At 61.2% G+C, this 26,005-nt stretch carries 22 protein-coding genes and 1 riboswitch; of the genes, 4 read left to right on the top strand and 18 right to left on the bottom strand.

Annotated features, from left to right (window positions below; genetic code table 11):
- Position 1: 1 nt before the first annotated feature.
- The 4 genes from cobG to ARCT_RS0101075 form a co-directional block, all read right to left on the bottom strand.
- Positions 2–1,174: a precorrin-3B synthase gene (cobG, locus tag ARCT_RS0101090; protein ID WP_027238451.1), complete on the bottom strand. Its 1,173-nt coding sequence runs from the start codon at positions 1,172–1,174 to the stop codon at positions 2–4.
- Positions 1,171–4,458, bottom strand: coding sequence for a cobaltochelatase subunit CobN (gene cobN / locus ARCT_RS0101085; protein ID WP_027238450.1), 3,288 nt, complete (start codon positions 4,456–4,458; stop codon positions 1,171–1,173). Before cobN ends, cobG begins: the two co-directional genes overlap by 4 nt.
- 183 nt (positions 4,459–4,641) lie before the next feature.
- The gene (cobW, locus tag ARCT_RS0101080; protein WP_027238449.1) at positions 4,642–5,676 is read right to left on the bottom strand and encodes a cobalamin biosynthesis protein CobW; all 1,035 of its coding nucleotides are present in this window, start codon (positions 5,674–5,676) and stop codon (positions 4,642–4,644) included.
- Positions 5,677–5,682: 6 nt separating this feature from the next.
- Positions 5,683–6,093 (bottom strand): DUF1636 family protein, encoded by a 411-nt coding sequence (locus ARCT_RS0101075; RefSeq protein ID WP_036783813.1) that lies wholly within the window; start codon positions 6,091–6,093, stop codon positions 5,683–5,685.
- 98 nt (positions 6,094–6,191) lie between these two features.
- Positions 6,192–6,430: riboswitch (cobalamin riboswitch) on the bottom strand.
- Between the two features lie 50 nt (positions 6,431–6,480).
- On the opposite strand from ARCT_RS0101075, the gene cobO reads away from it, so the two are divergent.
- Positions 6,481–7,116, top strand: coding sequence for a cob(I)yrinic acid a,c-diamide adenosyltransferase (gene cobO, locus ARCT_RS0101070; RefSeq protein WP_027238447.1), 636 nt, complete (start codon positions 6,481–6,483; stop codon positions 7,114–7,116).
- A 60-nt stretch (positions 7,117–7,176) separates the two neighbouring features.
- Here the strand turns inward: cobO and glpD are convergent, their stop codons facing one another.
- From glpD to metG, 11 genes are all read right to left on the bottom strand, one after another.
- Positions 7,177–8,742, bottom strand: coding sequence for a glycerol-3-phosphate dehydrogenase (gene glpD / locus ARCT_RS0101065; RefSeq protein WP_036783879.1), 1,566 nt, complete (start codon positions 8,740–8,742; stop codon positions 7,177–7,179).
- Complete coding sequence (locus tag ARCT_RS0101060; protein ID WP_027238445.1) at positions 8,735–9,547, bottom strand: DeoR/GlpR family DNA-binding transcription regulator; 813 nt, start codon at positions 9,545–9,547, stop codon at positions 8,735–8,737. Before ARCT_RS0101060 ends, glpD begins: the two co-directional genes overlap by 8 nt.
- Positions 9,548–9,680: 133 nt before the next feature.
- A complete protein-coding gene (locus tag ARCT_RS0101055) occupies positions 9,681–10,766 on the bottom strand; it encodes a DUF1513 domain-containing protein (RefSeq protein ID WP_027238444.1) in 1,086 nt (361 codons plus the stop codon).
- Positions 10,767–10,817: 51 nt separating this feature from the next.
- Positions 10,818–11,822, bottom strand: a complete 1,005-nt coding sequence (locus ARCT_RS0101050) for an imelysin family protein (protein WP_027238443.1) — start codon at positions 11,820–11,822, stop codon at positions 10,818–10,820.
- Position 11,823: 1 nt separating this feature from the next.
- The gene (locus tag ARCT_RS0101045; RefSeq protein ID WP_027238442.1) at positions 11,824–13,377 is read right to left on the bottom strand and encodes a di-heme oxidoreductase family protein; all 1,554 of its coding nucleotides are present in this window, start codon (positions 13,375–13,377) and stop codon (positions 11,824–11,826) included.
- Positions 13,367–13,855 carry a bacterioferritin gene (gene bfr, locus ARCT_RS0101040; RefSeq protein WP_009811415.1) on the bottom strand — a complete coding sequence of 163 codons (489 nt, stop codon included), beginning with the start codon at positions 13,853–13,855 and terminating at the stop codon, positions 13,367–13,369. The genes ARCT_RS0101045 and bfr overlap by 11 nt, the downstream gene beginning before the upstream one ends.
- Positions 13,803–14,096: a (2Fe-2S)-binding protein gene (locus tag ARCT_RS27355; protein WP_084300663.1), complete on the bottom strand. Its 294-nt coding sequence runs from the start codon at positions 14,094–14,096 to the stop codon at positions 13,803–13,805. Before ARCT_RS27355 ends, bfr begins: the two co-directional genes overlap by 53 nt.
- Positions 14,097–14,315: 219 nt before the next feature.
- A complete protein-coding gene (locus tag ARCT_RS0101035) occupies positions 14,316–15,332 on the bottom strand; it encodes a hypothetical protein (protein WP_027238441.1) in 1,017 nt (338 codons plus the stop codon).
- 91 nt (positions 15,333–15,423) lie between these two features.
- The gene (locus ARCT_RS0101030; protein WP_027238440.1) at positions 15,424–16,692 is read right to left on the bottom strand and encodes an imelysin family protein; all 1,269 of its coding nucleotides are present in this window, start codon (positions 16,690–16,692) and stop codon (positions 15,424–15,426) included.
- Positions 16,693–16,795: 103 nt separating this feature from the next.
- Complete coding sequence (gene hemP, locus ARCT_RS27350) at positions 16,796–16,966, bottom strand: hemin uptake protein HemP (protein WP_084300661.1); 171 nt, start codon at positions 16,964–16,966, stop codon at positions 16,796–16,798.
- Between the two features lie 463 nt (positions 16,967–17,429).
- Positions 17,430–19,148, bottom strand: a complete 1,719-nt coding sequence (gene metG / locus ARCT_RS0101015; RefSeq protein ID WP_027238439.1) for a methionine--tRNA ligase — start codon at positions 19,146–19,148, stop codon at positions 17,430–17,432.
- A gap of 246 nt (positions 19,149–19,394) precedes the next feature.
- Here metG and ARCT_RS0101010 point away from each other — a divergent pair, with 246 nt between their 5' ends.
- Both ARCT_RS0101010 and ARCT_RS0101005 read left to right on the top strand, forming a co-directional pair.
- Entirely contained in the window at positions 19,395–20,165 is a 771-nt protein-coding gene (locus tag ARCT_RS0101010; protein ID WP_027238438.1) for an OB-fold-containig protein, read from the top strand.
- A 153-nt stretch (positions 20,166–20,318) separates the two neighbouring features.
- The gene (locus ARCT_RS0101005) at positions 20,319–22,028 is read left to right on the top strand and encodes a flotillin family protein (protein WP_051360493.1); all 1,710 of its coding nucleotides are present in this window, start codon (positions 20,319–20,321) and stop codon (positions 22,026–22,028) included.
- Positions 22,029–22,104: 76 nt separating this feature from the next.
- On the opposite strand, the gene ARCT_RS0101000 is transcribed toward ARCT_RS0101005, so the two are convergent.
- The 3 genes from ARCT_RS0101000 to ARCT_RS0100990 all read right to left on the bottom strand — a co-directional run bounded on the left by ARCT_RS0101000 (position 22,105) and on the right by ARCT_RS0100990 (position 24,666).
- Positions 22,105–23,334 (bottom strand): MFS transporter, encoded by a 1,230-nt coding sequence (locus tag ARCT_RS0101000; protein WP_027238436.1) that lies wholly within the window; start codon positions 23,332–23,334, stop codon positions 22,105–22,107.
- 81 nt (positions 23,335–23,415) lie between these two features.
- The gene (locus ARCT_RS0100995; protein WP_051360487.1) at positions 23,416–24,015 is read right to left on the bottom strand and encodes a YceI family protein; all 600 of its coding nucleotides are present in this window, start codon (positions 24,013–24,015) and stop codon (positions 23,416–23,418) included.
- Between the two features lie 249 nt (positions 24,016–24,264).
- Entirely contained in the window at positions 24,265–24,666 is a 402-nt protein-coding gene (locus ARCT_RS0100990) for a rhodanese-like domain-containing protein (protein WP_027238434.1), read from the bottom strand.
- Between the two features lie 241 nt (positions 24,667–24,907).
- Between ARCT_RS0100990 and ARCT_RS0100985 the strand changes: the two genes are divergently transcribed.
- Entirely contained in the window at positions 24,908–25,951 is a 1,044-nt protein-coding gene (locus ARCT_RS0100985; RefSeq protein ID WP_027238433.1) for an aldo/keto reductase, read from the top strand.
- Positions 25,952–26,005 lie beyond the last annotated feature (54 nt).

Below are 26,005 nucleotides of genomic sequence, written 5' to 3'. Positions count from 1 at the left end.
GTCAGCTGCCCTCTGTCAGAATGTCTGGCGCAGCGCGAAGGGCACTGGCACTTAGGGTTTCTATGGATGGCTGATCACTGGCCTTGCCATGGTGAATCAGATCGAAGGTATCGGTTGCCGTGGCGGTGAGCGTCAGGGCGGCGGGGCCGGGATGGGCGCAGCCCTTGGCGCAGCCGGAGATGTGCAGGATCTGGCCCTTTGGGACACGGGGCGCCAGATCGCGGGCCAGATCGCGGGTGGCCGCGCGCGCCTGCAGGCAACCGGGCGCTCCGGTGCAAACACGCACCTGCAGGCGGGGATCAGCTGCGTCCAGGATCACACCGGGCACTGTGGCAAGCTCCTGCGCATCTTCGACCAGGATCATCCGCCAGGGGGTCAGACGCAGGGGGCCATTGTCGGCCAATGTGGCAAAGGCCTCTGCCGTGATCTGGCCAAATTCCAGGGCCACAAGCTGGCCAGAGGCTGTCATGCCCGGGGATGGCTGGGGGGCGCTGGAGCTGCGCGGAGAGGAATGTGACAGGGGGGCTGCGCGGCGCGCAGTCAGGGCTTGCATCCTGCCACGGCCCTGCGCCGCGCCGCCGTGATCCAGGAACCAGCGGGCCAGATCAAGGGCTGCTTCGGCTGCGGTCTCGACAGTCACCGGGCAGCCGGTCTGTGCCCCATCAGCGACAAGGAGGATCGTGTCGCCGCAGCGCTCGATCCGGATATCTGCGGCGCAGTTTTGCAGGTGGGGCTGCGCCCCCGCATCAACCACAAAGCCAAATTTGCCTGGCAGCACCAGATCCTCTGCCGCGTTCAATGCGCGTTCAAGACTGCGGGCGATGCTGTGGCTGGCATCGCCGGGCTGCCAAAAGGGGGTCAGCAGAATATTGCGTCGGCTTTCCGTTGCCGCGTCCTGATCCAGAAGCCCAAGGTCCTGAAGGCCCGCGATTACCGCAGCATGGCTTTGGCTTGAAATACCGCGCAACTGCAGGTTTGCCCGCGCCGAGAGGTCAATCAACCCATTGCCATGATGTTGCGACAAAGCGGCAATAGCCTTTGCCTGCTTTTGGCTCAACCGGCCCAGGGGGGTGCGAATACGCACAACCAGCCCGTCGCCCGACATCATCGGACGCAGGGCGCCCGGGCACCAGCCATAGACTTTTGGAATGGGCTGAGAGGTCTGAGTGTTCATGCGGCGCCCTCCAGATTGGCGATGATCGAATTGCGCCGGGTGGTCCAGAGCCCGGCCTCGGCCAGGGCGCGAAAGCGGTCGCGCATAGCCTGCAGCGCCGCCGGGTTTTCCGCCTGCATGAAGGCCACCAGATCGGCGCGGCCCAGGGTGGCCTCAAAATAGAGATCAAACAGATGGGCGGGCACCACCTGTGCCAGATGGGCAAAGGCGGCCATGTGATCCAATGTGGCGGCAATTTCGGCGCCGCCGCGAAAGCCATGGCGCATCATGGAACTGGCCCAATCCGGGTTGCTGGCGCGGGCGCGGGTCACCCGGGCGATCTCTTCCCCCAGAGAGCGCGCCTGGGGACGATCGGGCCGGGTTGCATCCATGTGGTACAGCGCCGGAGCCGGTGAACCAAGCCGCGCCATGGCCGCCGCAAAGCCCGCTTCATGGGCGGCATAGTCCGAGGCCACCAGCAGATCGGTCTCGGGCAGGTCCTGCAGATGCACAAAGCTGTCGGCGGTTTTCAGGCGCTCTTCCAGTGCCGAGCGGGCCTCGGAAATGTCGCCCTTGGCGTCGATGGCATGGGAGGAGGCGCTGAGCCAGGCCTCGCCCGCCGCTGCCCGCGAAGACTCGCTGTAGCTGTCGATATGAGGACCCATGGAGAGGCCGTATTGACCGGGTTTTGGTCCAAAGACTCGCGGGGATTGTGACAGATAGGGATTGTCTGTCTTGCTTTCTTCGCGCGCGGCCAGGGCGGCAGCGGCGGCTTCGAACATCTGCGCCAGACCGGGGAAGACATCGCGGAACAGCCCCGAGACCCGCAGGGTCACGTCGATACGCGGGCGTCCCAGCATTGACAGCGGCAGCACTTCGAACCCCGAGACCCGCTCGGAATCTTTGTCCCATTGCGGCGCCAGACCTGCCAGATGCAGTGCCATGGCAAATTCTTCCCCGGCGGTGCGCATGGTGGCAGAGCCCCAGAGGTCAATCACCAGCCCCTGCGGCCAGTCGCCGTGGTCCTGAAGATGGCGGCGCAGCAGCTCTTCCGCCAGCTTGACCCCCTGCGCATGCGCCGCCCGGGACGGCACCGAGCGTGGGTCGGTGGTAAAGAGGTTGCGCCCGGTGGGCAGGACATCGGACCGCCCGCGAAACGGCGAGCCAGACGGGCCGGGGGGCACCATCCTGCCCGCCAGCGCGGCGACAAGCCCGGCGCGTTCTTCGGCACCACACTCGCCCATGCCAAAGATATGCAGCCCCTCGCCATACTGGCTTTCCTTGATGTCGCAGACAAAGGCATCAATCCGGGTGATCGCCTCGGCGGCGGAACAGTCAGGCGTGAGACCCAGGTCAGCCTCGACACCGGTGCCCTGGGCCTCGGCGCGGATGTTTTCCAGCAACCGGTCACGCCGCGCCGGGTCCAGCCCATCGGCGGTGGAATATTCATCCAGCAGGCTTTCCAGCCGGGCCATGCCCGCAGGCAGATTGCTCTGCGCCAGGGGCGGCGGCAGGTGGCCAAGGGTCACGGCGCCAATGCGGCGTTTGGCCTGAGCCGCCTCACCGGGGTCATTGACGATAAAGGGATACACCACCGGCAAAGCGCCGGTCAGGGCCTCGGGCCAGCAGCTGTTGGACAGCGCCACGGCTTTGCCGGGCAGCCATTCCAGCGTGCCATGGGCGCCGATATGGACCAGCGCATCGCTGCGCTGGCGCAGCCAGAGATAGAAGGCGACATAGGCATGGCGCGGCGTGCGCTCCAGATCGTGGTAATCCTCGACGCGGGCCTGTACCTCGCCGCGTTCAGGCTGCAGCGCAATCAGTGCTTTCCCGGCCTTGATCGCCTTGAAATGGAATGCGCCGTCGCGACAGTCCGGGTCGTCCTCAGGCCCCCCCCAGGCTGCCGTTAGGGTTTCGCGCAGCGCTTCAGGGAGGGTTTCCAAAGCCGCCACATACTCCGCAAGGGAATAGCTGAGGGTTTCCGTGCCCAGGCGCTGGCCCAGATCACGACCCAGATCAGTCTGTTGCGTGATGTCATAGCCCTGGGTGGCGAGCTCGGTAAGGATTTCGGAGCAGGAGGCCAGGGCGTCCAGCCCCACGGCATGGGCCAGGTTATGGGCCTTGCCGGGGTAGGTCGACAGGATCAGGCAGGGACGTTTTTGCGCATTGGGCAGGGTGGCGAGGCGCAGCCAGCCCTCCACCCGGTCAACGACGGCGGTAATGCGATCGGGTTGAGGGCGATGGGCAAACCGCGAGTATTGCAGCGCCGGGTCTTGTTTGCCCGGAGATTTGAAACTGATCACCCCAGCGAGGATGCGGCCGTCCACTTCGGGCAGCACCACATGCATGGCCAGATCGGCAGGCGACAGGCCCCGGGCGGCCTCTGACCAGTCCTTCTTGCGGGCGGTTGAGAGCGCCACCTGAAACACCGGGCAGCCGCTGGTGTTGAGCGGCGAGGCGCTGCCATCGCTGCCCTGGGCGGAAAAGGCGGTGGCGTTGATGATGGCGGCAGGGGCCAAAGCGGGAAGCGCGTCGCGCAGCCAGGCGGCGGTCTGCGCGGATTTGAGACTGGCGGCAAAAAGACCATAGGCGGCATAGCCACGGGCCCGCAGTTCGGCAATCAGTGCGTCCACCGGGGCAGTATCAGCCGCTGTCAGATAGGAGCGATAAAAACTGATCAAAACCAGGGGTTTGTCGCCCTGGACTGGGTCCGGATCTGGGTCCGGGGTCGCGGCTGGGCAGGGGATGACGCCCCTGTCGGGGTCATAGAACCCATGTTCAGGCGTGGTCTTGAGGCCCAAGACGGGCCCGGCATAAAGCCCCGCAGCCAAAGACAGCTGGGCCAGCGCCGCCTGAGCCGCCACAGCCCCGCCCGCATCACAGAGCGCCTGCAGGCGGCGCAGGGTTGAGATCGGCAGAGTTGAGAGTTCATCAAGCCGGGGGTCTTCGCGGCCATCCGCGGGCAGCAGGGCAAGGGCGATGCCTTTGCGGCGGGCCAGATCCTGCAGGGTGGCCAGACCATAGGGCCAATAGCTTTCGCCACCGATAAGCCGCACCAGAATGCCCTTGGTGCCCTCCAGCGTCTGTTCTGCATAGGTATCCACCGACAGGGGATGTTTCAGCGCAACCAAATTGGCCAGCCGGAGGCTGGGCAGGTTTCCATCTGCGCGATGCCAGCCTGCCGCAAAAGCGCCAAGGTCACTGTCAGAGAACGACAGCACCACGAGGTCCGCAGGGGTCTGCCCCAGATCCTGGGGGGTATCGGTCTGGTCCAACCCGTGGCTTTCGCGAAAGACGACATGCATCAGATATTGCCTCGCGCGCTTGGAGAAAACTGAAGGCCGGATTGCAGACCCCGGATTGCGCCCCGGATTGCGCCCGGGATCACACCTGACCCACCCCGAAGGCGGGCGTGAGTGCGCTCATCCCGGGACGGGCGCGATCCTTTCCGCATCGGTGTCTGGCAGGTCAAGCGCGGGGCCATGGAATCAGGCCCCCAGTTCGGCGCGAATGGCGGCACCGTCGATATTGTCGTGTTCTGCAATCACCACCAGCTGGGTACGACGTGGTGCGTCGCCCCAGGGCTTGTCGTACTGGGCCCGCAGGCGCTCGCCCACGGCCTGAACCAACATGCGCATGGGTTTTCCCTCCACCGCGACATAGCCTTTGACGCGCAGTATATTACGTGTGCGGGCAAGTTTCACGATAGCATCTTGCAGCGCTTCCGGATCGGCGACTTCGCCCATTTCGACAACAATGCTCTCAAAATCGTCGTGTTCGTGATCGTGGTGCCCATCGTGATGGCTGGGGCGGCCCTCCAGGTCGTCTTCGGCGGCGGCATTCAGACCCAGGATGATACGCGGATCAATCACGCCTTCGCTCATCGGCAGGATTGGCAGCGGACGCGGCGCTTCGGCCTCGATCACCTTGCGGGCAGCCTCCAGGCCGGCCTGGCCTGCCAGATCGGCCTTGGACAGCAACACGATGTCGGCGCAGGAGATCTGATCCTCAAACACCTCGGAGAGCGGCGTTTCGTGATCGAGACTGTCATCGGCTGCGCGTTGGGCCTCAACCGCGGCAAGATCGGGGGCAAACTGCCCGGCGGCCACGGCTTCGGCATCGGCCAGGGCAATGACGCCATCCACAGTGATGCGCGAGCGGATCGCAGGCCAGTCAAAGGCCTTGAGCAGGGGCTTGGGCAGCGCCAGGCCAGAGGTTTCGATCAGGATATGTTCGGGCTGTTCCGGCAGCGCCATCAGGGCCTCGATGGTGGGGATGAAATCATCCGCCACGGTGCAGCAGATGCAGCCATTGGCCAGCTCGACGATGTTGTTTTCCGGGCAGTTTTCATCGGCGCAGGACTTCAGGATGTCGCCATCAACACCAGCGGTGCCAAATTCATTGACCAGAACCGCCAGGCGTTTGCCCTGGGGGTTTTGCATCAGGTGGCGGATCAGGGTGGTTTTCCCCGCGCCCAAAAAGCCTGTGATAATGGTGACGGGGATCTTGTTGAGGTCGCTCATGGGGATTTAGTCCTTGGAAGGCAGGGTGATCGGGGGGATACGGGCGATGGATTGTTTGCGGAACACCTGTGGGCGTTCACGCCAGGGCACCAGGCCATCCGCTGTGGCGGCATAGGCGGCGGCGCCAGCCAGAATGTCGTCAACATGGGCCTCAGGGTCAAGATCGCCATAGATATAGCTCCAGCGGGCCTCTCCGCCGGTCAATACCATGGCACAGCCGCGTTTGCAGGCCGAAAGACATTCCACACCGCGCACCGTGACACCGGCAGGCAGGCTGGCGTCCGTCAGGGCTGCCATCAGCAGCGCGCCGGGGCGGGTGGCCTCGGGGTCGACGCCGTCGCGTTTGCAGGTAGTGCAGATTGTCAAAGTGACCTCTGCGGTATCTTCAGTGGCGGGGAGTGCCATATCTTCTGCCATCAGCGCGCGTTTCCTTTATGTGTGAGGAACGGGGCCGGGCCAGCAGAGAGAGGGCAGAGGGCGCACTCCCACAACCAGTCGCGACACACCCCGTCCGCTCGTTGTCTCATCCGTTGGCAGGTCTCCCGGCTTGCGGATTCTAACAGGCCAGGGCCTGTCTGCGGTGCTCTTGCCTTCCCGACGATGTGCAAGACGCACGGGCCAGTGGCATCAGAGACCTCTCCGGTCACGGTCGCGGGGGCGGCTGTGCTTGAGAGCCGATACCAAAAGTAAGTATCAGCCTGTCACATTCCCTCTTCGCCTGCAATTTGCAGGAACCAACGAAAACCCCTTGCGCTATCGAGGCCTTCCTTGTCAAGACTTGGGCAAACAGCAGGAGTGAACCCCGTGAGTGAGAAGTCCGAAACCGGCATTTCAGAAGAGGAAGCGGCACGTCACGCCTCCAAGATGGCCAAGAAGAAGGCCGCGCGTGATCGCATGATGAAAACCAAGGATGGGGAAAAGGGGCTGATCATTGTCCACACCGGTCCCGGCAAGGGCAAATCCAGCTCGGGATTCGGCATGATCATGCGCTGTATTGCCCATGGGATGCCCTCGGCGGTGGTGCAGTTCATCAAGGGGGCCTGGCAGACCGGCGAGCGCACATTGATCGAAGAGAACTTTAGCGATCTGTGCCAATTCTACGCCATGGGCGAGGGCTTCACCTGGGAAACCCAGGATAAGGAACGCGACATTGCTGCGGCCCAAAAGGGTTGGGAAAAAGCCAAGGAGATGATCCGCGATGAGCGCAATACCATGGTGCTGTTGGATGAGATCAACATCGCCCTGCGCTATGATTACCTGAACCTGGAAGAGGTGCTGGAGTTCCTGGTGGAAGAAAAACCACCGATGACTCATGTGGTTCTGACCGGGCGCAACGCCAAGGAAGAGCTGATCGAGATTGCCGATCTGGTCACCGAGATGGGTCAGATCAAACACCCCTTCCGCGCCGGTGTTAAGGCACAAAAAGGCGTGGAGTTTTAAGCGCGTATCAGCCCGGAGCCTGCTCTGGGCTGATATCGTCAATTGGTGTGGTTGCGGCGGTTAGGCCAGTTTGTTGCGGATATAGGTGTCCACCGCTGCGCGCTGATCTGCATCCAGCCGCAGGTTTAGCTTGGTGCGGCGCAGCAGGAAGTCTTCGCCTGTGCGCACCCATTCGTTTTTGATCACCCAGTCCAGCTCTTGGGCGGTGATGGTTGCGCCAAAATCCTGGCCCAGATCCTGCGCGGTTTTGGCATCCCCCAGAACCTCCCAGGCCTCCAGCCCATAGGCGCGCATCAGCCGTCGGCTGGCATAGGCGGACAGGAAGGGATAATCGCTGGCCAGTTTGGCCGTCAGCCTGGCCACATCCGCGACCGGAAAATCGCCACCAGGCATCGCCACACCGACGGTCCAGTTGCCAGGGAGCCCCGGCAGGGCCTCGCCAATCTTGGCCAGGGCGGCCTCGGCCAGTTTGCGGTAGGTGGTGATCTTGCCGCCAAAGACATTGAGCAGCGGCGCCTGCGCCTGATCCAGCGTCAGCACATATTCGCGCGTCGCCGCCGTGGCTGAGCTGGCCCCGTCATCATACAGCGGCCGCACCCCCGAGTAGGTCCAGACCACATCATCGCGGCTTAGTGGTTTTTCAAAGTATTGTGACGCAAAATCAATCAGGTAATCCCGCTCTTGCGGCGTGCATTCCGGCGCGGTCTGTGGGTCCGGATGGTCGGCATCGGTGGTGCCGATCAGGGTGAAGTCTTCTTCATAGGGGATGGCAAAGATAATCCGGCCATCGGTGCCCTGAAAGAAATAGCAGCGCCCGTGGTCAAACAGTTTTGGCACCACGATATGGCTGCCACGCACCAGACGGACCGTCTCGCGGCTGTTTTGCCCCAGGGTCCGACGCAGCAGATCCGCCACCCATGGCCCGCCTGCATTGACCAGCATCTTGGCGTGATGTTCGGTGGTTTCGCCGCTGGCGTGATCCTTGACGGTGATGACCCAGTGATCGGCGCGGCGTTCTGCGCCCAGGACCTCGGTGCGGGTCATGATATTGGCCCCACGGGCCTGCGCGTCGCGGGCGTTGAGCACCACCAGCCGGGCGTCTTCGACCCAGCAATCGGAATATTCAAAGGCCTTTTTGAATTTCGACTTCAACGGGCGGCCCGCCACATCGGTGGTCAGATCCACCGTGCTGGTGCCCGGCAGGATGCCACGCTTGCCAAGGGAATCGTATAAAAACAGCCCCAGACGGATCAGCCAGGCCGGGCGCCGCCCCTTCATCCAGGGCATAAAGGTGGTCAGCAGTTTTGACGTCGGCGTGTCGTTGTCAAACCGCATATCCTTGTGGAAGGGCAGCACAAAGCGCATCGGCCAGGAAATATGCGGCATTGCCTTTAGCAGCACTTCACGTTCGATCAGGGCCTCGCGCACCAGCCGGAATTCAAAATACTCCAGGTATCGCAGGCCGCCGTGAAACAGCTTGGTCGAGGCGGAAGAGGTCGCCGAGGCCAGGTCGTTCATCTCGGCCAGGGTGACCGACAGGCCGCGCCCGGCGGCGTCACGGGCGATACCGCAGCCATTGATGCCGCCGCCAATGATAAAGAGATCGGTGATTTTGGGCTCAGTCATTTTGGGCTCGGTCATTTTCGCTGCTTTCGTTTTTGATCCCGTCCGAATCTGTGCACAGGATGCGGGTGCCTGCCGCATGGGCGGCCTCGCAGAAGGGGGTGGGGGGCCGTTGATCGGTGATAACCACATCCAGATCCGGCAGGCCGCAGATCCGCACCGGGGCGGAGCGGGCAAACTTGCTGCTGTCACAGAGCAGGATTTTGCTCCGTGCGTTTTTAAGGATGGCGCGGGCAACAGAGACTTCGCGGGCATCGTGGTCCAGCACGGCGCCGTCCTCATCCAGCGCCGAGGCGCCGATGATGGCATAATCCACCTTGTAACGAGAGATGAATTCAACCGCATCTTCGCCAATGATTGCCCCGTCGCTTTGCCGGACGGTGCCGCCAACCAGGATCAGCTCCTTTGCCTCTCCACCCATCATCAGGTTGATAATATTGATATTATTGGAAAGTATGGTAAGCCCGCGATGGTTTTCCAGGGCGCGCGCGGCCTGTTCGGTCGAGGTGCCGATATTGATCGCCAGCGAGCAGTTGTCGGGGATGAATTCGGCCAGCAGGGCTGCCATGGTCTGTTTGGCCGTGGCGTTCTGCTTGCGTCGGTCGGCATAGGCGCGATTGGCGGCAGAGCTGATCCGCACTGCGCCGCCATGCACCCGCGACAACACCCCGCGCGCAGACAGATCCCGCAGGTCGGTGCGCACCGTCTGCAGGGATACCCCAAAGCGCGCCGCGAGGTCCTCTACCTCTACGCGCTCCTGGCTGTGCAGCAAGTTCAGGATCTTGTCGTGGCGAGTCGTGGCATCCATGGGCTTTCCCTTTTGTGGGAATGCCTATCGGATCATACGAGTTTTGTCACCATTTGTTTTCGTTTTACTTGCGGTAAGTATAATATCGAAAACCTGCACGGGGGTTTCCCCCCTTTGGGGCAGTTGGCGCCAGTCAGGCCAGACGGATAAGGTGGTTGTCCCAGGCCAGATCGTGACGCCCCAGCGGTTTTGCTGCGCCCCCTGTCAGAGCCAAAATCTGGCCCAGCCCGGTGCTGGCGATCAGCCCATTGCTGGCGGTGGCCAGGCCGCAGACGTCCTGCAGCGCATGTTCGCGGATGATTTCACCATTGCTGGTGTCCAGCACCTGCACCATCCCGCCCCTGGGAGAGGAAACCGCGATGGATTGGTCGTCGGCGGCAAAGGCGACCGAGCCGCCATAGCCGCGCATATTGCGCAGCCGGGGGTCGCCCTCTGCCAATAGCTGCGGTGCGGCGCCGGGCTGATACAGCCCCAGCAGCGGCAGGTCTGCACCCGGATCCCCCTGCCATTGCATGGCAAAGCCCAGGGTCCCTTGCGATGACAGGGCAAGGTGACGGATCGAGTTCAGGTGCAAATCCCAATCCAGTTCCATCACGTCCAGCACCTCGCCCTCCAGGGACAGCAGGCTGAGGTTCGGGCGCATCTGCGGCAGGTTCAGCTTGGCCCGGCCGCTGTCGGGGTGGGTTTCAATCCCGCCGTTGGCAATGGCCAGCTGGTCACCGCGCGGGCTGTGGCGCAGCAGCATGTCATGGGGGCCAATCCCGCCGGAGCCAAAGCTGCCAATGCGGCGATAGGCCTGTGTGACCTCCCAAAGGCCGATCACGCCACGGCCAGTCTCATAGTCGTTTTCGGTGGTGAACAGGCGGCTGCCATCCCGGGAGAACAAGCCATGGCCATAAAAGTGATGCCCCTGTGGAGGCTCCAGACGGGCAAGATGTGTCCCATCCCGGCAGTCTATGACGTCGGCAAAGCGACCGGGACGGCGGGCAAAGGCAACGGCCTCGGGGCGATGGGGGTGGGCAGCGGCGGCATGGCCGCGCCCCGGCAGCGGACAGGTAAAGCGGATCGCCCCGGTGTCGGACAGGCCTGCCAGCAGGTAGCGCCCGCCGTGATCTTTGGCAGCCGCCAGAAAGGCCGGGCCGCCAAGGTCAGCCCAGCTGGGGGCAGGGGCCAGGCTGGTGGCCAAAAGGCCGGCGATAAAACCGCGTCGAGAGGTCATGTGCTGTCCTTGCTGTCAGGGGGCTGTGCTGTGTTTTCTTTGAGGCGTGCGTCAGTCGCCGTCCAGCGCGTTGAACCCGGCCAGAACCCCCAGCGAGGGGCCCAGATCGCTCTCAATCAGCGCCCGCAGATCGTTGATCTCTTGCTGCAGTGCCTCGATGCGGAACCGCTTGGCCGGATCTGCAACCCCTGCGAGGCTGGGATCTTCCAGGCGCAGGGCGCGCAGGATTGGCTTTTGAAAGGCGGCTTCCAGTTGCGCCACCAGATCCTCATCTCCCTGCGCCAAGGCGATGGCCAGAGGGTGCAGGGCTTGCAGGGCCAGGACAATATGGTGCTGGCTGCGGGCTGAGCGCCAGGCCTCGGCGCGTTTGGGGCGGGGTTTGTCAAAGCTGCCCAAGGGGCGGCCCAATCGCATGTCTGCCAGCATCTGCAGGCCTGTGTTCAGCGATTTAAAAAGCTCTTGCTTGACCTCGGTTTTATCGTGATAGCGCCCGGTGGCATTGCGCATCTGCGCGGCATAGGAGTGCTGCCAGTCCTGCTGAATGGCCTCGGCCGTTGTGGCAATATCACGGGCCATCGCGGCGATCAGGGCGCAGCTGTAGTCCTGTGGTTCGGCATTGGCAAACTTGGGGTCGTAGAGCATGAATTCCAGCGCGTAGAACCCGCGCCCGGCGATCGAGGACTGGGCAAAACCCTGCGGCGTCAGCAGGGCGGGATCGGCAGCGCGCAGGTGATTGGCCAGGGTTTTTGGCGTCTTGCCGCGACTGTCAGGCCAAAAGGCCAGGGCAAAGGCGCGATTGTCTGTTTCAGTGGGGCCAAAGCGCAGGTGGCTGACCCGGGTCCAATCGTCAAAGGCCTGGCTGTAGGCATTTTGCAGTGGGGCGGCATCGGGCTGGCAAATGCGACCGGCGGTTTCAGCCAGATCCTGGCTGCTGTCGACCAGGGCCTGCATGGCGGGCAGGATCTGACCGTCGAGGATTTCATCCACCATATCGGCGCGCGCTGGTGTGGTCATGACGGCGACGCTGGCGGCCAGCGCAAACAGAAGATGTTTCAAATTACAGGCTCTCCAAAAAACGAATGAGGGTGGCGCGGTCATCGGGCGACATCGAGATAACCTGGTCGCGGGCAGGTTTCGCTTCGCCACCATGCCAGAGAATGGCTTCCAGCAGGCTGCGGGCGCGGCCATCGTGCAGATAGGTTGCATCGGGGTTCACCTGCTTGGTCAGCCCAATCCCCCAAAGCGGCGCGGTGCGCCACTCGCGCCCCGTGGCGCGCCCTTCGGGGCGATCATCGGCGAGGCCCTCGCCCATGTCATGCAACAGCAGGTCGCTATAGGGCCAGATCAGCTGAAAGCTGTTCTCGGGCCGGTCCGCCAACCGCTGGGTGACAAATTTGGGCGTGTGGCAGCTGGTGCAGCCGCTGGCGTAGAACAGCTCCTTGCCGCGCAGCACCTGGGGGTCACCGCTGTCGCGGCGCGCAGGTACGGCCAGGTTGCGGGAATAAAAGGTCACCAGATCCATATTGGCCTGGTCAATTTCGGTGCCACGGATGTCGCCATCGCCATGCGGGGCAGTCAGACAGGGGCTTTGCGCGGCGGTACAATCACCCGCAGGCTGGGGAAACAGCGGCGTTGAGATGCCGATATCGCCGGAAAAGGCCGCTGCCGATTGCTGGTGCAGGGTTGGCATGCCCGCCTTATAGCCAAAGCGCCCCAGCATGATCTGCTGATACTCACGCGACCAGCCCAGGTTGGCGCGTCCGGATATGCCGTCGCCATCGCTGTCGTCTTCATCGACATTGGCCAGAATATCCGCTGTCGAGATCGCCTCCAGCAACCCCAGACCAATCATTGGCGGTGCCATCCGGGGCGATAGCACGGCCTTGGGGTGCAGCGGGCCATAGCCCAGCTCTGCGGTGGTATAGCTGGGGAGGCGCAGCTCGGCAGTTTCGCCGCCAGCCAGTGGGACGATCTGTGTGGCGTAGTCCACCCCAAGCCGGTATTCCGGCGCGATGCCGGGCGGGGAAAAATCCTGCAGCTGGCCACCATAGTTGGGGTCAGGGGCGGAGCCGATGTAATCTGTTACGGCTTTTAGATTCTGTGGCGTCTCGCCGGGGATGGAAACGCGCAAAAACATCGAGGCCGAGCGATAGTCAGGACCCTTGGGAACCGCGCCGCGCCCATCCTTGATGTGGCAGCGCTGGCAGCTGCGCGCATTATACAGTGGCCCCAACCCATCGGAGGCCAGGGTGGAGGCAGGTGCGAACACCCAGATCTTTTTGAACAACCCATTGCCGAGCTTGAACTCCAGCTCCTGCTCAAACGTGAGATTGGCGCTGTGCTGCGAAAAGGCCTCGTCATCGCGGCGCGCCGGGACAGTGGCGCTGCCGGCAGGGTTGTCCTCGAACATTTCGGGGCTGGTGAAATCCTGCGTCGCTGCCGTGACCTTGGCCACCCGGGCCCGTTCTGCGGCGCTGCGGGGCTGGATGGTCAGGTGCGGGTCGCCCAGCGACAGGGCTGATAAATCGAGGCTCGGCGCAGGTGGCGGATCCAGGGCAAAGGCCGGGGAGGCCGCCGCAAATGCGGCAGCCAGAAGGAGCTTACTCTTCAACCGCTTCCATTTTGGTGGCGTTGAGTTGTGCATAGTTTTCGGCACCAATCCGGTCGTGGAGGTCAAGCTGGGTTTCGAGGAAGTCGATATGGCCTTCTTCGTCTGCCATCAATGTTTCAAACAGCTTCATAGTGACGTAATCGCCGGCCTCGTTGCAGACCTCGCGGGCCTCTTTATACAGTGCGCGGGCGCTTTCTTCGGCGGCGAGATCGCATTCCAGCGTTTCCTTGGGGGTCTGGCCGATGCGCAGCGGATCCAGCTTTTGCAGGTTGGGGTGGCCGCCCAGGAACAGGATCCGCTCAATCAGATCATCCGCATGCTGCATCTCTTCGATGCTTTCCTCGCGGCTTTTCTTGGCCATGCTTCCCAGCCCCCAGTCGTCCTGCAGACGATAGTGCAGCCAGTATTGGCTGACGGCTGTCAGTTCATGACGCAGCGCTTTGTTGAGGTAGTCGATGACTTTGGGGTCGCCCTTCATAGGTGCTCTCCTGAGTTGTTTTGCGGCGTAGGTTCTGCAGCCCAGCCGGTACCTTCATCTTATCATTGTCGCGCATGGTGTCGAGAAAGAGCGGCATGCATCCGCCACAATCAGCCGCTTTGCCAAGCGCGTGGTAGATTTTCCCTGGGGTGATAATGGTTTTGGGGTCCGCGCTGCGCATCCAGTCAATGGCGGCATGGATATCGTGGTCCGTGATTGCAGTGCAGTGGCAGATGATCATGCAAGAGGCCCCTGGGGATGTGTTGCACCATGGTTCTAGAAAGTTGCCGCAATATCCGACAAAAATAATCAGAATACAAGGCAGAAATCAGATTAATTCAGTCAGGTAATGGGGCGGCCAAAAATATGGGCCGCAAAACTGCGACCCATTGTGGCTTGTGGCTAATCCGATTGGTCCCGAGGGAAGGGGCACCCCGTCAGATCAGCTGCAATTTTGCTGTTATCCTCCCAGCGGGATGACCAGGTTGAGACCAACAATGGTATCTTTCACGCCGCTGTCGTCCTGCTGTGCGAGGGCGCCGCCCAGAACCATGCCGTTGCTGAACTCACGTTCCAGCGCAATCGAGTGCAGGTCGGTTTTGCCGGAACTGTCCAGGTCACGCTGCGACAGGGTGCCCGACAGGGTCCAGTCGCCAATGGCATAGGCTGCATTCAGGGTCGCAAAGGTTGCGTCATCGGCGGTGCCGCCAAAATTGCTAAAGCTTGCAACCTCAGCAAAGACATCCAGACCAGAAGCAAAGGAATGGCCGAGCCCGGCGACAAAGCCCTGTTCGTCATCCACGTCGCCCACACTGGCGCTCAGGTGGCGGGCGCCGATATGGAAACGGGTGTTGTCGACGTCGTGATTCCATTGGATGGCAAAGCTGTCCAGCTTGCCGGTGTTGCCCGCGCCACCGGTATTGGAGCGGTTGCGGCCACGGTCGGTGCCCCAGGAGCGGCTGAGCGAGGTGTCATCAGCAAAAAACAGGCCAAAGGACAGGGTGCCCGCGCCGTTCAGCTCGACATCGGCGAGGAGGCCCAGCTGTTCTGTCAGCTCATAGTCTTCGGCAAGCGTGCCGCCAAAAAAGCCTGCGGTGTCATCCCAGGCAGAGCCAAAAACCGGGTGCAGCTTACCAATTGCAACGGTGGTGGACTCGCCGATGCCAAAGCTAAAGCCAAGCTCTTCAACATAGAGCCCCATGTCGTCAAAGCTGCGATCTGCGGTTGGATCGGTGACGCTTTCACCGGTCAGGGTTGAAAAGATCGCCATGCCGTTGCCAAAGGTATAGGTGCCGGTGGCGGTGATAATGGCATAGGTGTTGCGGATTTCATTGGCAGGCACATCTGACGACACAACCTGTTCGTTGCCAATTTCAATTTCACCTTCCCAGGTGAAACCTTGCTCAGCAAAGGCGGCATTTGCGCACAACAATAGGGGCGCGCTGAAAGCCAGCGCGGCTTTGGTCTTGGGGGTCATGGAACGTATTCTTTCTGGTGGGGCGACCCGGCTGCAGGGATCAGCCAGGTCTCGTGAGTTTCATTAAGTTATGATATTACATATCGAATGTTTATTCGAAGACAGCCGAGGGATTGTCAAGGCTGTCGGAGCCTTCAAATTCCAAACCATCCAGATTGAGCAGTTTTACCACACGCTCGATCGACTGGGTTTGATCCACCAGACCATTGACGCCACCCATGATCAGGGCTTCGCCAGCGGCATTGCCCTGTTCCAGCATCTGGTCATAGGAAAAGCCTGCCTCGGCAGTGGATTTGATCCGGCCCAGGGCCCGCATGGTGGTGGAGAGTTTGGCCTGCATCTCGACGTCCAGCGCCGGATCAGCAGCGGCAACCAGATCAGACAGGGAGGGGCCTGAAACCAGCGCGCCATTCACCCGCACATATTCGCCGAGGTAGACGTTTTGAACGCCCAGGCCATCGTAATAATGGCTGTTGTGGGTGTTGTCGGAAAAGCAATCGTGCTCTTCTTCGGGGTCATTCAGCATCAGGCCCAGGCGCATGCGCTCGCCGGCCTGTTCGCCATAAGACAGCGATCCCATGCCGGTCAGCATGGCAGAAATCCCGGCGCTTTCATTGGCCAACAGCGCAGAGCGGGCCGCGCCGGTCTCGCTCCATTGTGCCGCCATCCATTCCAGATCCGAGACCAGCAGGTCGGTGGCGGCTTGCAGGTAATCGCCACGCCGGTCGCAATGACCATTGGTGCAGGCGTCACCTGCGGCATAGTCGGTCCAGGGGCGGTTGCCTGCGCCGTGGTCGGTGCCGTTCAGATCCTGACCCCAGAGCAGGAATTCAACTGCGTGATAGCCGGTGGCCACATTGGCCTCAACACCGTCGGCTTCGTGCAGGGTGCCGGATAGCAGCGCCGGGGTGATGGCGCTGGTGTCGATGGTTTTACCAGAGAGATCAAAGCTCGGATTGGCGATCACGTTCAGCGCGGCCAGGGCATTTTCGTCGCTGGGGCCACCATAGGCGGCATCCACATAGTCGATCAGGCCTTCATCCAGCGGCCAAGCATTCACTTTGCCTTCCCAATCGTCAACGATGGCATTGCCAAAGCGGAAGACTTCGGACTGCTGATAGGGCACGCGGGCCGCCAGCCAGGCGTGACGTGCGGCGGTCAGGGCCTCGGCAGAGGGCGCGGCGATCAATGTCTCTACAGCTTTTTGCAGCGTCTGGGCGGTGGCAAGGCTGTCTTGGTACTTGGCTTGGGCGATATTGGCATAGTTGGCCAGAACCTCGGCCTTGCTCGCGGCCAGAACGGGCGTCGCGCCGAGAGCAAGACCTGCCAGGGCGGAGCCAGTCAGAAACAGTTTTTTCATTTTGAAGTCCTTGGATAATGTCGCTTGGGTGGGTCGGTGAAAGGTCACTGGAGCCGAGCCGGGGCGATCGCAGTGCCACCAGGTCAGAAGGGCTGTGGCTGGCTCATTTGGTCAGGATCAGTTTTCCGGCGCGGGTGATGCGCAGGCTGTAGATCTGGCCGTTGAGCAGAATACGCGCCTGAATGCCACCGCGGGTGAGATCCTCGGCATGGTAGGTTGGGAAAACTTCGGGGGTTGCGGTGGTTGGCACCGGGTTGGATGTCATCTGGTTCATAGGGGTCGCCCATTGTTGAATTCCGCCTTGTCCAAAAGCCACTCCAAACAAAGCCCGCAGAGGGCGCCGCTGGGGGCAAAAACCGGGGCCCAAATTGCCTCGCGTTCCACCGTCGGTTCGGGGCGGGGGCAGGTCGTGCGGGTTTGAGGGCTTTTGATCGACATGGTGGCGATTTCTATTTGTGAGATGTGGGTCCGGGCTGGCCTGTCGAGTCAGGTTGGCTGCGGGCTTTATACCTGATTAATTTCATCAGAAAACCCATTCCGACTATTTTTGTCGGAAAAATATTACTCCTGGGTGCATTATTCCCAAAAGTGAAACGATAGGCGTGATTTTCCACGTTTGAGACGTGGGGTGGTGAAAAGAAGCGTTGCCAAAAGGAAAAGCCCGCCTTCAAAAAAGGCGGGCTTTGCAGGTCTTGGCGCGCTTGAGCGCGCCGGATTGGCGTCTTCTGGAAGCGGGGTTAGTCGCGGGTACCGGCGAAACGCTCTTGCCATTCTTCGCGCTGCTCGTCGGTGATTTTGGCAAAGAGGTTTTCGGGTACGGTAAACCCATGGCCCGCAGGCAAAGTGGCAAGAGCGGCATCCACATCAACCGGCCAGCTGTAGTCGTCGCAGTTCAGCGCCTGCATCAGGACCTTGGAGGCGGTGGGAATAAAGGGTGCGCTCAGCACCGCATAGAGACGGATCAGATTGAGGCCGAGACGCACCTGGGTTGCGGCCAGGTCCGGGTTGGTCTTGAAGGTGGACCAGGGGGCGGTGCTTTGCAGGTATTCGTTGCCGGCAACCCAGATCGCCCGCAGCTCCTGCGCGGATTTGCGCACTTCCATGTTTTCCATGTGCTGCTCATAGGCCCGAATGCGGCTGGTGAGATCACCAATCAGCGCTTTTTCCGGTTCGCCATAGGGGGCAGATTCGGGAACAGATTCGCCAAATTTGGAGCGGCAGAACTTGGTGATACGGCTGACAAAATTGCCCAGAACATCCGCCAGGTCCTTGTTCACCGATTGCTGGAAATTCTCCCAGGTGAATTCGGAGTCGGAGCTTTCGGGGGCATGGCTGAGCAGCCACCAGCGCCAATAGTCAGCGGGCAGGATTTCCAGCGCCTGATCCATAAAGATGCCGCGCCCCTGGCTGGTGGAGAACTGGCCGCCATCATAGTTCAGGTAGTTGAAGCTTTTGAGGTGGTCGACCAGTTTCCAGGGTTCGCCAGAACCCAAGATGGTGGCCGGGAAGGACAGGGTGTGGAAGGGCACGTTGTCTTTGCCCATGAACTGGACATATTTGACATCATCCGCCCCCATGTCGGTGCGCCACCAGCGTTGCCAGTCGGCGTCCGTCTTGCCATTGGCCTCGGCCCATTCACCGGCGGCGGCGATGTATTCGATGGGCGCATCAAACCAGACGTAGAAGACCTTGCCTTCCATGCCGGGCCAGTCCTCGGTGCCTTTTTTGACCGGAATCCCCCAGTCGAGATCGCGGGTGATGCCCCGGTCCTGCAAACCGTCGCCGTCATGCAGCCATTTTTTGGCGATTGAGGTGGTCAGCACTGGCCAGTCGGCTTTGCTGTTGATCCAGGCATCCAGCTGGTCCTTCATCTGGCTTTGGCACAGGAACAGGTGCTTGGTGGCGCGTACTTCCAGATCGGTGGAGCCGGAGATCGCCGAGCGTGGATTGATCAGGTCGGTGGGGTCCAGCTGTTTGGTGCATTCTTCACATTGATCGCCGCGGGCTTTTTCATAGCCGCAGTTGGGGCAGGTGCCTTCGACATAGCGGTCGGGCAGGAAGCGGCCATCGGCGTGGGAGTAGATCTGGCTGTCGTCCACTTCGCGGATCAGGCCTGCCTCGGCAAGCTTTCCGGCAAAATGCTGGGTCAGCCTGTGGTTCTGCGGGCTGGAGGAGCGGCCAAAGTGATCAAAGCTGAGGCCAAAGCCCTTGGCGATTCCAGCCTGGACCTCATGCATTTCGGCGCAAAACTCATCGACGGGCTTGCCGGCCTTGGCGGCAGCAAGTTCGGCGGGGGTGCCGTGTTCATCAGTGGCGCAGAGAAACAGAACCTCGTTGCCGGTGGCGCGCTGGAACCGGGCATAAAGATCAGCCGGCAGCTGACTGCCAACCAGATTTCCCAGGTGCTTGATCCCGTTGATATAGGGAATTGCCGAAGTAATCAGAATGCGTGCCATGCCATCCACCCATGTGTAAAGTCAAAGGCCCGTCTACCCCATGCCGCGCGACACGAAAACCCCGGCTGGACCTTTCGGGGCATTTTTGGAAGCCATGCCGTCTTCATCTTGCTTTATTACCAGCTCTGGCGCAGCTATAACGGGAGTAATGCATCCAATATCTTGAAATTTCACAGACACGGCACCAGATATATTGCATACCATTGCATACTGAATGAAGTTTCTGACCTGAGGATCTTGCCATAGATGTTTGACTACCTGTTTGATCCCGGTTTTCTGCCGTTCACCTTTGCGCTGGCGCTTTTATTTGGTCTTGCCGGGTTGGAACTGGCGGCCTTGCTGATCGGGGCGAGCTTTCTTGGCGGTGGTGAAGCCGACGCAGGTCTTGATGGTGCCGACGGCCCTGCGTTGGGCGACATGGGTGATTTGGGGGGCGATATCTCCCTGGACGCAGATGCGTTGAGCGATCTTGGAGAGTTTGGAGATCTGGGCGACCTTGATCTTGCGGATATCGACGGCGTTGACCTGGCCGACGGCGATATGGCGCTCGACGCCCCTGGAGGGCTAAGCGGCTGGTTGGGCTTGGGCAAAATGCCGATGCTGATCTGGCTTGCCGTGTTTTTGCTGGGATTTGGTCTAAGCGGCATCGGGGTGCAACTGGGGGTGCAATCCGTGCTGTCCGATACCCTGACGGCCTGGCTGGTTGCGCTTCCGGCTGGTGCCTTTGGTCTGTGGTTTGCCCGTCGCTTTGGCGCGGTCTTTGCGCGGATCTTGCCGCAGACCGAAACCGAGGCTCTGTCAGATCGTAGCCTGGGGCGTCGACGAGGCGTGATTACCCAAGGTACCGCTGCCACAGGCCGCCCCGCCGAGGTGCGGGTGATGGATCGCTATGGCAATGCGCATTACCTGCGCGCCGAACCCTTTGCCAAGGGCGAAGAGATTACACAGGGCACCGAGGTGCTGGTGATCCGGGACAGACGGCAGGATGCCTATGTTCTGATCCCACTGTCGGAATGACACCTGATGTCGCCAGTTCCCTGCTGACAAAAAGGCAGCTTTGAAATGGCCAAGAAAACAACCGAACAAATAATCGAACAAACAGCTGAACAACCGGCTGAACAAACAATCGAACAACCGGCCGAAATTTTATTGGACGATGGAGGAATTCAAATGGATTTTCTGATTATTGGTGTGCCCAGTGTACTGGCACTGCTTCTTGTTATTGGTCTGGTGCTTGGGCGCTTGTATCGGCGCTCAACCCGCGAAGTCAGCCTGATTAGAACCGGCTCGGGCGGGAAGAAGGTCATCATGGACGGTGGCGTTCTTGTGGTGCCATTGCTGCATGAAGTCAGCCCGGTCAACATGAAGACCCTGCGTCTTGAGGTAAAGCGCGACGGTGAGGCGGCCCTAATCACGCAGGACAGGATGCGCGTCGATGTTGGCGTGGAATTTTACGTCTCGGTCATGGCGACCTCCGAAGGGATTGCCCGCGCAGCCCAGACACTGGGGGACCGGACGTTTGATGTGGAACAGCTGCGCGAGATGATCGAGGGCAAGCTGATTGATGGTCTGCGCGCGGTTGCGGCGCAGATGACCATGGATGGTCTGCATGAAAACCGGGCTGATTTTGTTCAGGAAGTACAAAACGCCGTTTCCGAGGATTTGACCAAAAACGGTCTCTCGCTGGAATCGGTGTCGCTGACCGCGCTGGACCAGACCCCGTTTGAGGCCCTGGATGAGAACAACGCCTTTAACGCTGTTGGCATGCGCAAACTGGCTGAGGTGATTGCGACCTCAAAGATGGAGCGCGCCCAGATTGATGCGGATGCTGACGTTTCGGTGCGCCGTGCGTCGATGGAGGCGCAGCGTCAGAAACTGTTGATTGAACAGGACGAGGAACAGGCTCGCATCGAGCAGAAAGAAAGGATCGAGACCCTGCGCGTCGCCCAGGAGGCTGAGATTGCAGCCCGGACCGAAGATTCTGTGCGCGAAACCGAACGCTCCCGCATTGCACGGGAAGAGGCGATCCGGTCTGCCGATATTGAGCGCGAGCGCAAGATCCGCGTCGCCGAGATCACCAAGGAGCGTGAACTGGAGGTGGCCGAGCAGGAACGCCAGATCATCATTCAGCAAAAATCGGAAGAGGAAAGCCGCGCCCGCGCCTCCGCCGATCTGGCCCGCGCCGAAGCCACCAAGGCGACGGAAGCGGTGACAACCGCCCGTCAGGTGGCCGAGGCAGAGCGTGAAAAGCAGATTGTGCTGATCCAGGCCACCCGCGAAGCCGAACGTCAGGCCACCGCCATCCGTCTGGCCGCCCAGGCCGAGAAGGACGCCGCCGCCGACCGGGCCGAGGCCCGCCGCGAGGAGGCACAGGCCGAAGCTGATGCGCTCAATATCCGCGCCGAGGCAAAGAAGAACGACATGCTGGCCGAGGCCGAAGGGAAGCGCGCCATTGTCGATGCCGAAAATGCGCTCTCGGCTGAGCTGATCGGCATGAAGATTGATCTGGCCCGTCTCGAGGCGCTGCCTTTGATCGTCGCCGAGATGGTGAAACCTGCTGAAAAGATCGACTCGATCAAGATCCATCAGGTTAGCGGTATTGGCGCGATGGGGGGCGTTGGGGGCAATGGTCACACCCTACAGGCCGGTGCTGGCGAAAAGCCGGTGGTAAATCAGGCGCTGGACTCGATCATGGGTATGGCGGTGCAGATGCCGGCGCTGAAAAAGCTGGGCGAAGAGCTGGGCCTGTCGATGGAAGACGGCGTGAGCGGGATCACCAGTGCCGCGCTTGGGGTTGAGGCACCCAGGCCCGCGGTTGTGAATGCGCCGGCCGTGGTGAACGGCGACGCATCAGAGGCGGAGCCGGGCCCCGCAGCCTGAGCAATGCCAGCAGTGTTTCAGACACTGCAATTTTACCACTGTGATTCAGCGAGAGGGCCGGAGCTTCCGGCCCTTTTCATTTGCGCTCGCGCGCTCGTTTCAGCAATCGACCAATGGTGAAAGAGGTGCGCGGCGCATAGACGTAGCGGGTCCGGTCTTCTGCCTTTGGCCCAGGCCGCACCCGCATCCGGGTGAGACCAAATATGATCAGCAGGATATGACCGATGGCGACAAAGGCAAACAAGGCTCGTGGCCCATAGCTGCTGATCAGGCTGGAGGTCACATAGGGGGCTGCAATTGCGCCAAGCGCAAAAAAGAACATCAAGGCCGCCGAGAGTTCAACCCGTTGTTCGGAGGTGGCAAAATCATTGGCATGCGCAGAGGAGAGCGAGAAAATCGGAAAGGTGGTGAGGCCAAAGAACCCGGCCGCCAGCATAACGCCAAGCGTGCCGGACTGGCTGGCCGCCATGGTGATGAGGCAGCTGCCCACCGCCGCCGCCGACAGCCAGATCAGCACCCAGCGCCGGTCATATTTATCGGCCAGCCAGCCCATCGGATACTGCGCCAGCGCGCCGCCCAGAACGAATGAGGCCAGGAAAAAGGCAATCTGGTCAATCTCCAGCCCGACCTCTTGTCCATAAATCGGCCCAACCATTCGGAATGAGGCCGAGCTGAGCGCAGCAACAATCACCCCGGCGACTGCCAGCGGCGAGCAGTGCCAGGCCAGTTTGGGCCGCAGGCGCGGGGCCTTTGGTGTCTCGGGCTGGCTGGCACGGGTCAGGGTGAGCGGCAGCAAGGCCGCACAGCACAGCAGCGCCAACAGGTTGTAAGAGACATAATAGGCCGGCGGCAGTACCGCGATGAACAGCTGCGCCCCCAGCGAGCCGCCCATGTCCACCAGCCGGTAGGTGCCCATGGCCCGGCCGCGGGTCTCATTGGTGACCTTGGCGTTGAGCCAGGCTTCGATCACTGTATAGGCGCCGGCCACACAGACCCCGGAAGCAATCCGCATGGCGGCCCAGGCATAGGGGTTGTCTGTCAGCGTATGGCCAATCAGCCCCATGGCCCCCAGGGCAGTACAAACCGCAAAGCTGCGCGAATGGCCGATGGTGCCCAGCAGGCGCGGCACCCACCAGCAGCCAATAAAAAATCCCAGAAAATGCGCCGAGCCCAACAGGCCGATCTGTTCCTTGTCAAACCCTAAGGTAAACCCTGACAGCGCATCAAGCGGTCCAACGCCTCCGGTTGAAAATTGCAGGAGCACCACAGAGAGGAACAAGGCAGCAAAGGAAATAATCATACGCATAACAGGCACTCAATGCTGTAAGACGGGGGCGCTGCAAGAGTTTTTTCGACGCAAATGTCGTATCCAGCCTGTTGGCGATACTTATGCCACCTGATGCAGACTGGCGCGAATGTCCAGGCGCACGATGTCACCGACCAGTCCGGCATAGCCCGATGCACCATAGGCGGAACGGCTCAGGCTGCCGTGCAGGGTGACATCCAGACGGCTGAGATCATCCGCAGCACTGCCTATGCGACGAAACAAGGCGATCTGCAGGGAAAGAGGCAGGGTTACCCCGCGCAGGGTGAGATCTCCGATGAGTTCGGCCCCATTGGACAGGCGCCCCTCGGGGCCAAGGAGAACGCGGCGGGTAACAAAGCTGATGGTCGGAAACCGCGTGACATCCAGAACATCGGGGCCGGTCATGGCCTTGGTGGCAAAGATCAGGCCAGTTTTGGCAGCCCTGGCATCCAGCGAGACAGCGACCCGGGTTTCGGTCAGTCGCTTGGGGTCCAGCATCACCTTTGAGCTGGCAATGGGCATCGTGCCCTTTTGCCAAATACCATTGAGGCGAAATCCGAATGTCACCTCAGTGGCAGCAAGGTCCAAAGCATAGCCCGGGGTTTGGGTTCGGCTTGCCGCCCCGAGCGGCCCAGGTACCGAGGCGAGCCCGGTGCCTGCGGCCAGGCTTAAAAGGCCCATAAGGATTTGTCGTCGTGATGGCATGGTCAGGTCCCTGCTCTGTCCGGGCTGTGGAGGTCTCAGTTTCGTTTGAGACAAACCTCTCTTTGTACCCTTAGCAGGTTTTGCCACCAGTGCGAGGATCGGGATGATCACTCTTGCGTGGGGCTGGCGCCTTGCCGGTCAGGGCAGGGCACTGGTCAAACATGGGCCAAACACAGGCCAAACAGGGGCCGCGCGGGAGAGGTAAGAGCCGGGATGGCTCGGATGTCAGGTTGTCTGCGGCACGATGGCGCCGCCCGCGTTCTCCCAGGCGGTAAAGCCGCCTTCAAGATGCATCACCGGCTTCAGCCCCATCTCCATGGCGATTTTGGCACTCAGGGCCGACCGCCAGGCGCTGGCGCAGTAAAAGACATAGGTCTTATCCTGATTAAACACCGGTTTGTGATAGGGGCTGTCGGGATCAATCCAGAACTCCAGCATGCCGCGTGGACAGGAGAAGGCGCCGGGGATCAGGCCGGAGCGCTGCAACTCGCGGATGTCACGCAGGTCGACAAAGACATAGGCGGGATCCTGCGCCTTTTCTTTTGCTTCGTCGATGGACATGGTGGAGACAGTTTCATTGGCCTCGGCCAGCAGGGCCTTGACGCCCTTGGTGATGTTCTGTGCCATCTATTAAGTGCACTCCCTTGATATTGCAGCGGTGATCACGCTTGCGGGTAAGCTCTCCCATTGTGCAGGCAAGCGCAAGATGGCCTGGGGCGCACCGGTGCAAAATGGTCTGGTGTGAACTTGCACCCAGATTGGAGGGCGCTAAGGTCGCGGGCAGCACATGGGGCAGATGAAGAACAGGGCAGACAGCCTGGCCTGTGGGATGCCCTGAAATATCAGCTGTGAAATGAAGGAACGCGCGATGAAGATGAACCCCTTGGGACGCACCGGGATGCAGGTGTCGGAGCTGTGCCTGGGCACCATGACCTTTGGTACTCAGACCCCGGAAGCTGAGGCCCATACCCAGATCGAGTATGCCCTGGCAGCAGGGGTGAACTTTATCGACACCGCCGAGATGTACCCGGTCAATCCGGTGCGGGCCGAAACCACCGGGCGCAGCGAAGAGATCCTGGGCTCCTGGCACCAAAAGACCGGACGCCGGGGCGACTATATTCTGGCCACCAAACATTCTGGCGAAGGTCTGGCGGCGGTGCGGGACGGGGCGCCGATCTCGTCCAAAACCATCGTCAGCACCGTTGAGGGATCCCTGAAGCGGCTGCAGACGGATTATATTGATCTTTACCAGTTTCACTGGCCCAACCGGGGCAGCTACATGTTCCGCAAGAACTGGAGTTTTGATCCCTCGACCCAGAACCGCGAAGAGACCCTGGACAATATGCGCGACTGTCTGGAGGCGCTGCAGGGGCAGGTCGACAAAGGCAATATTCGCGCCTTTGGTCTGAGCAATGAAAGCGCCTGGGGCACGGCGCAGTGGCTGCGCCTTTCTGAGGAGGGGCTGGGGCCAAGGGTGGCCTCGATCCAGAATGAGTATTCGCTGATCTGCCGGATGTATGACACCGATCTGGCGGAGCTGAGCGTCAACGAGGATGTGGGGCTGTTGGCCTTTTCACCGCTGGGCACCGGGTTGTTGACGGGCAAGTATCAAGAGGGGGCGGTGCCGGAAGGATCACGCAAATCCATCGTGCCAGAGCTGGGCGGGCGGCATTCGCCACGGGTCTACGATGCGGTTGCGGCCTATCTGGACATCGCCGCGCGGCATGGGCTGGATCCGGTGCATATGGCGCTGGCCTGGTGTCGCACACGACCCTTTATGGCCAGCGCCATCTTTGGCGCCACGACGCAGGTACAGCTGGAACATGCGTTGAAATCGGTGGAGCTGGAGCTGTCGGCAGAGGTGCTGGAGGAGATCAATCTGGCCCACCGCGCCCATCCGATGCCCTATTGATCCGGGAAGGGGGGCGCTCCCGCCTGCGCCAGAGGCATTAAAATGCCTCTTTGC

It is taken from the genome of Pseudophaeobacter arcticus DSM 23566 (assembly GCF_000473205.1).
GTDB lineage: Bacteria > Pseudomonadota > Alphaproteobacteria > Rhodobacterales > Rhodobacteraceae > Pseudophaeobacter > Pseudophaeobacter arcticus.
This window is presented reverse-complemented; position numbering and strand designations above follow the sequence as displayed.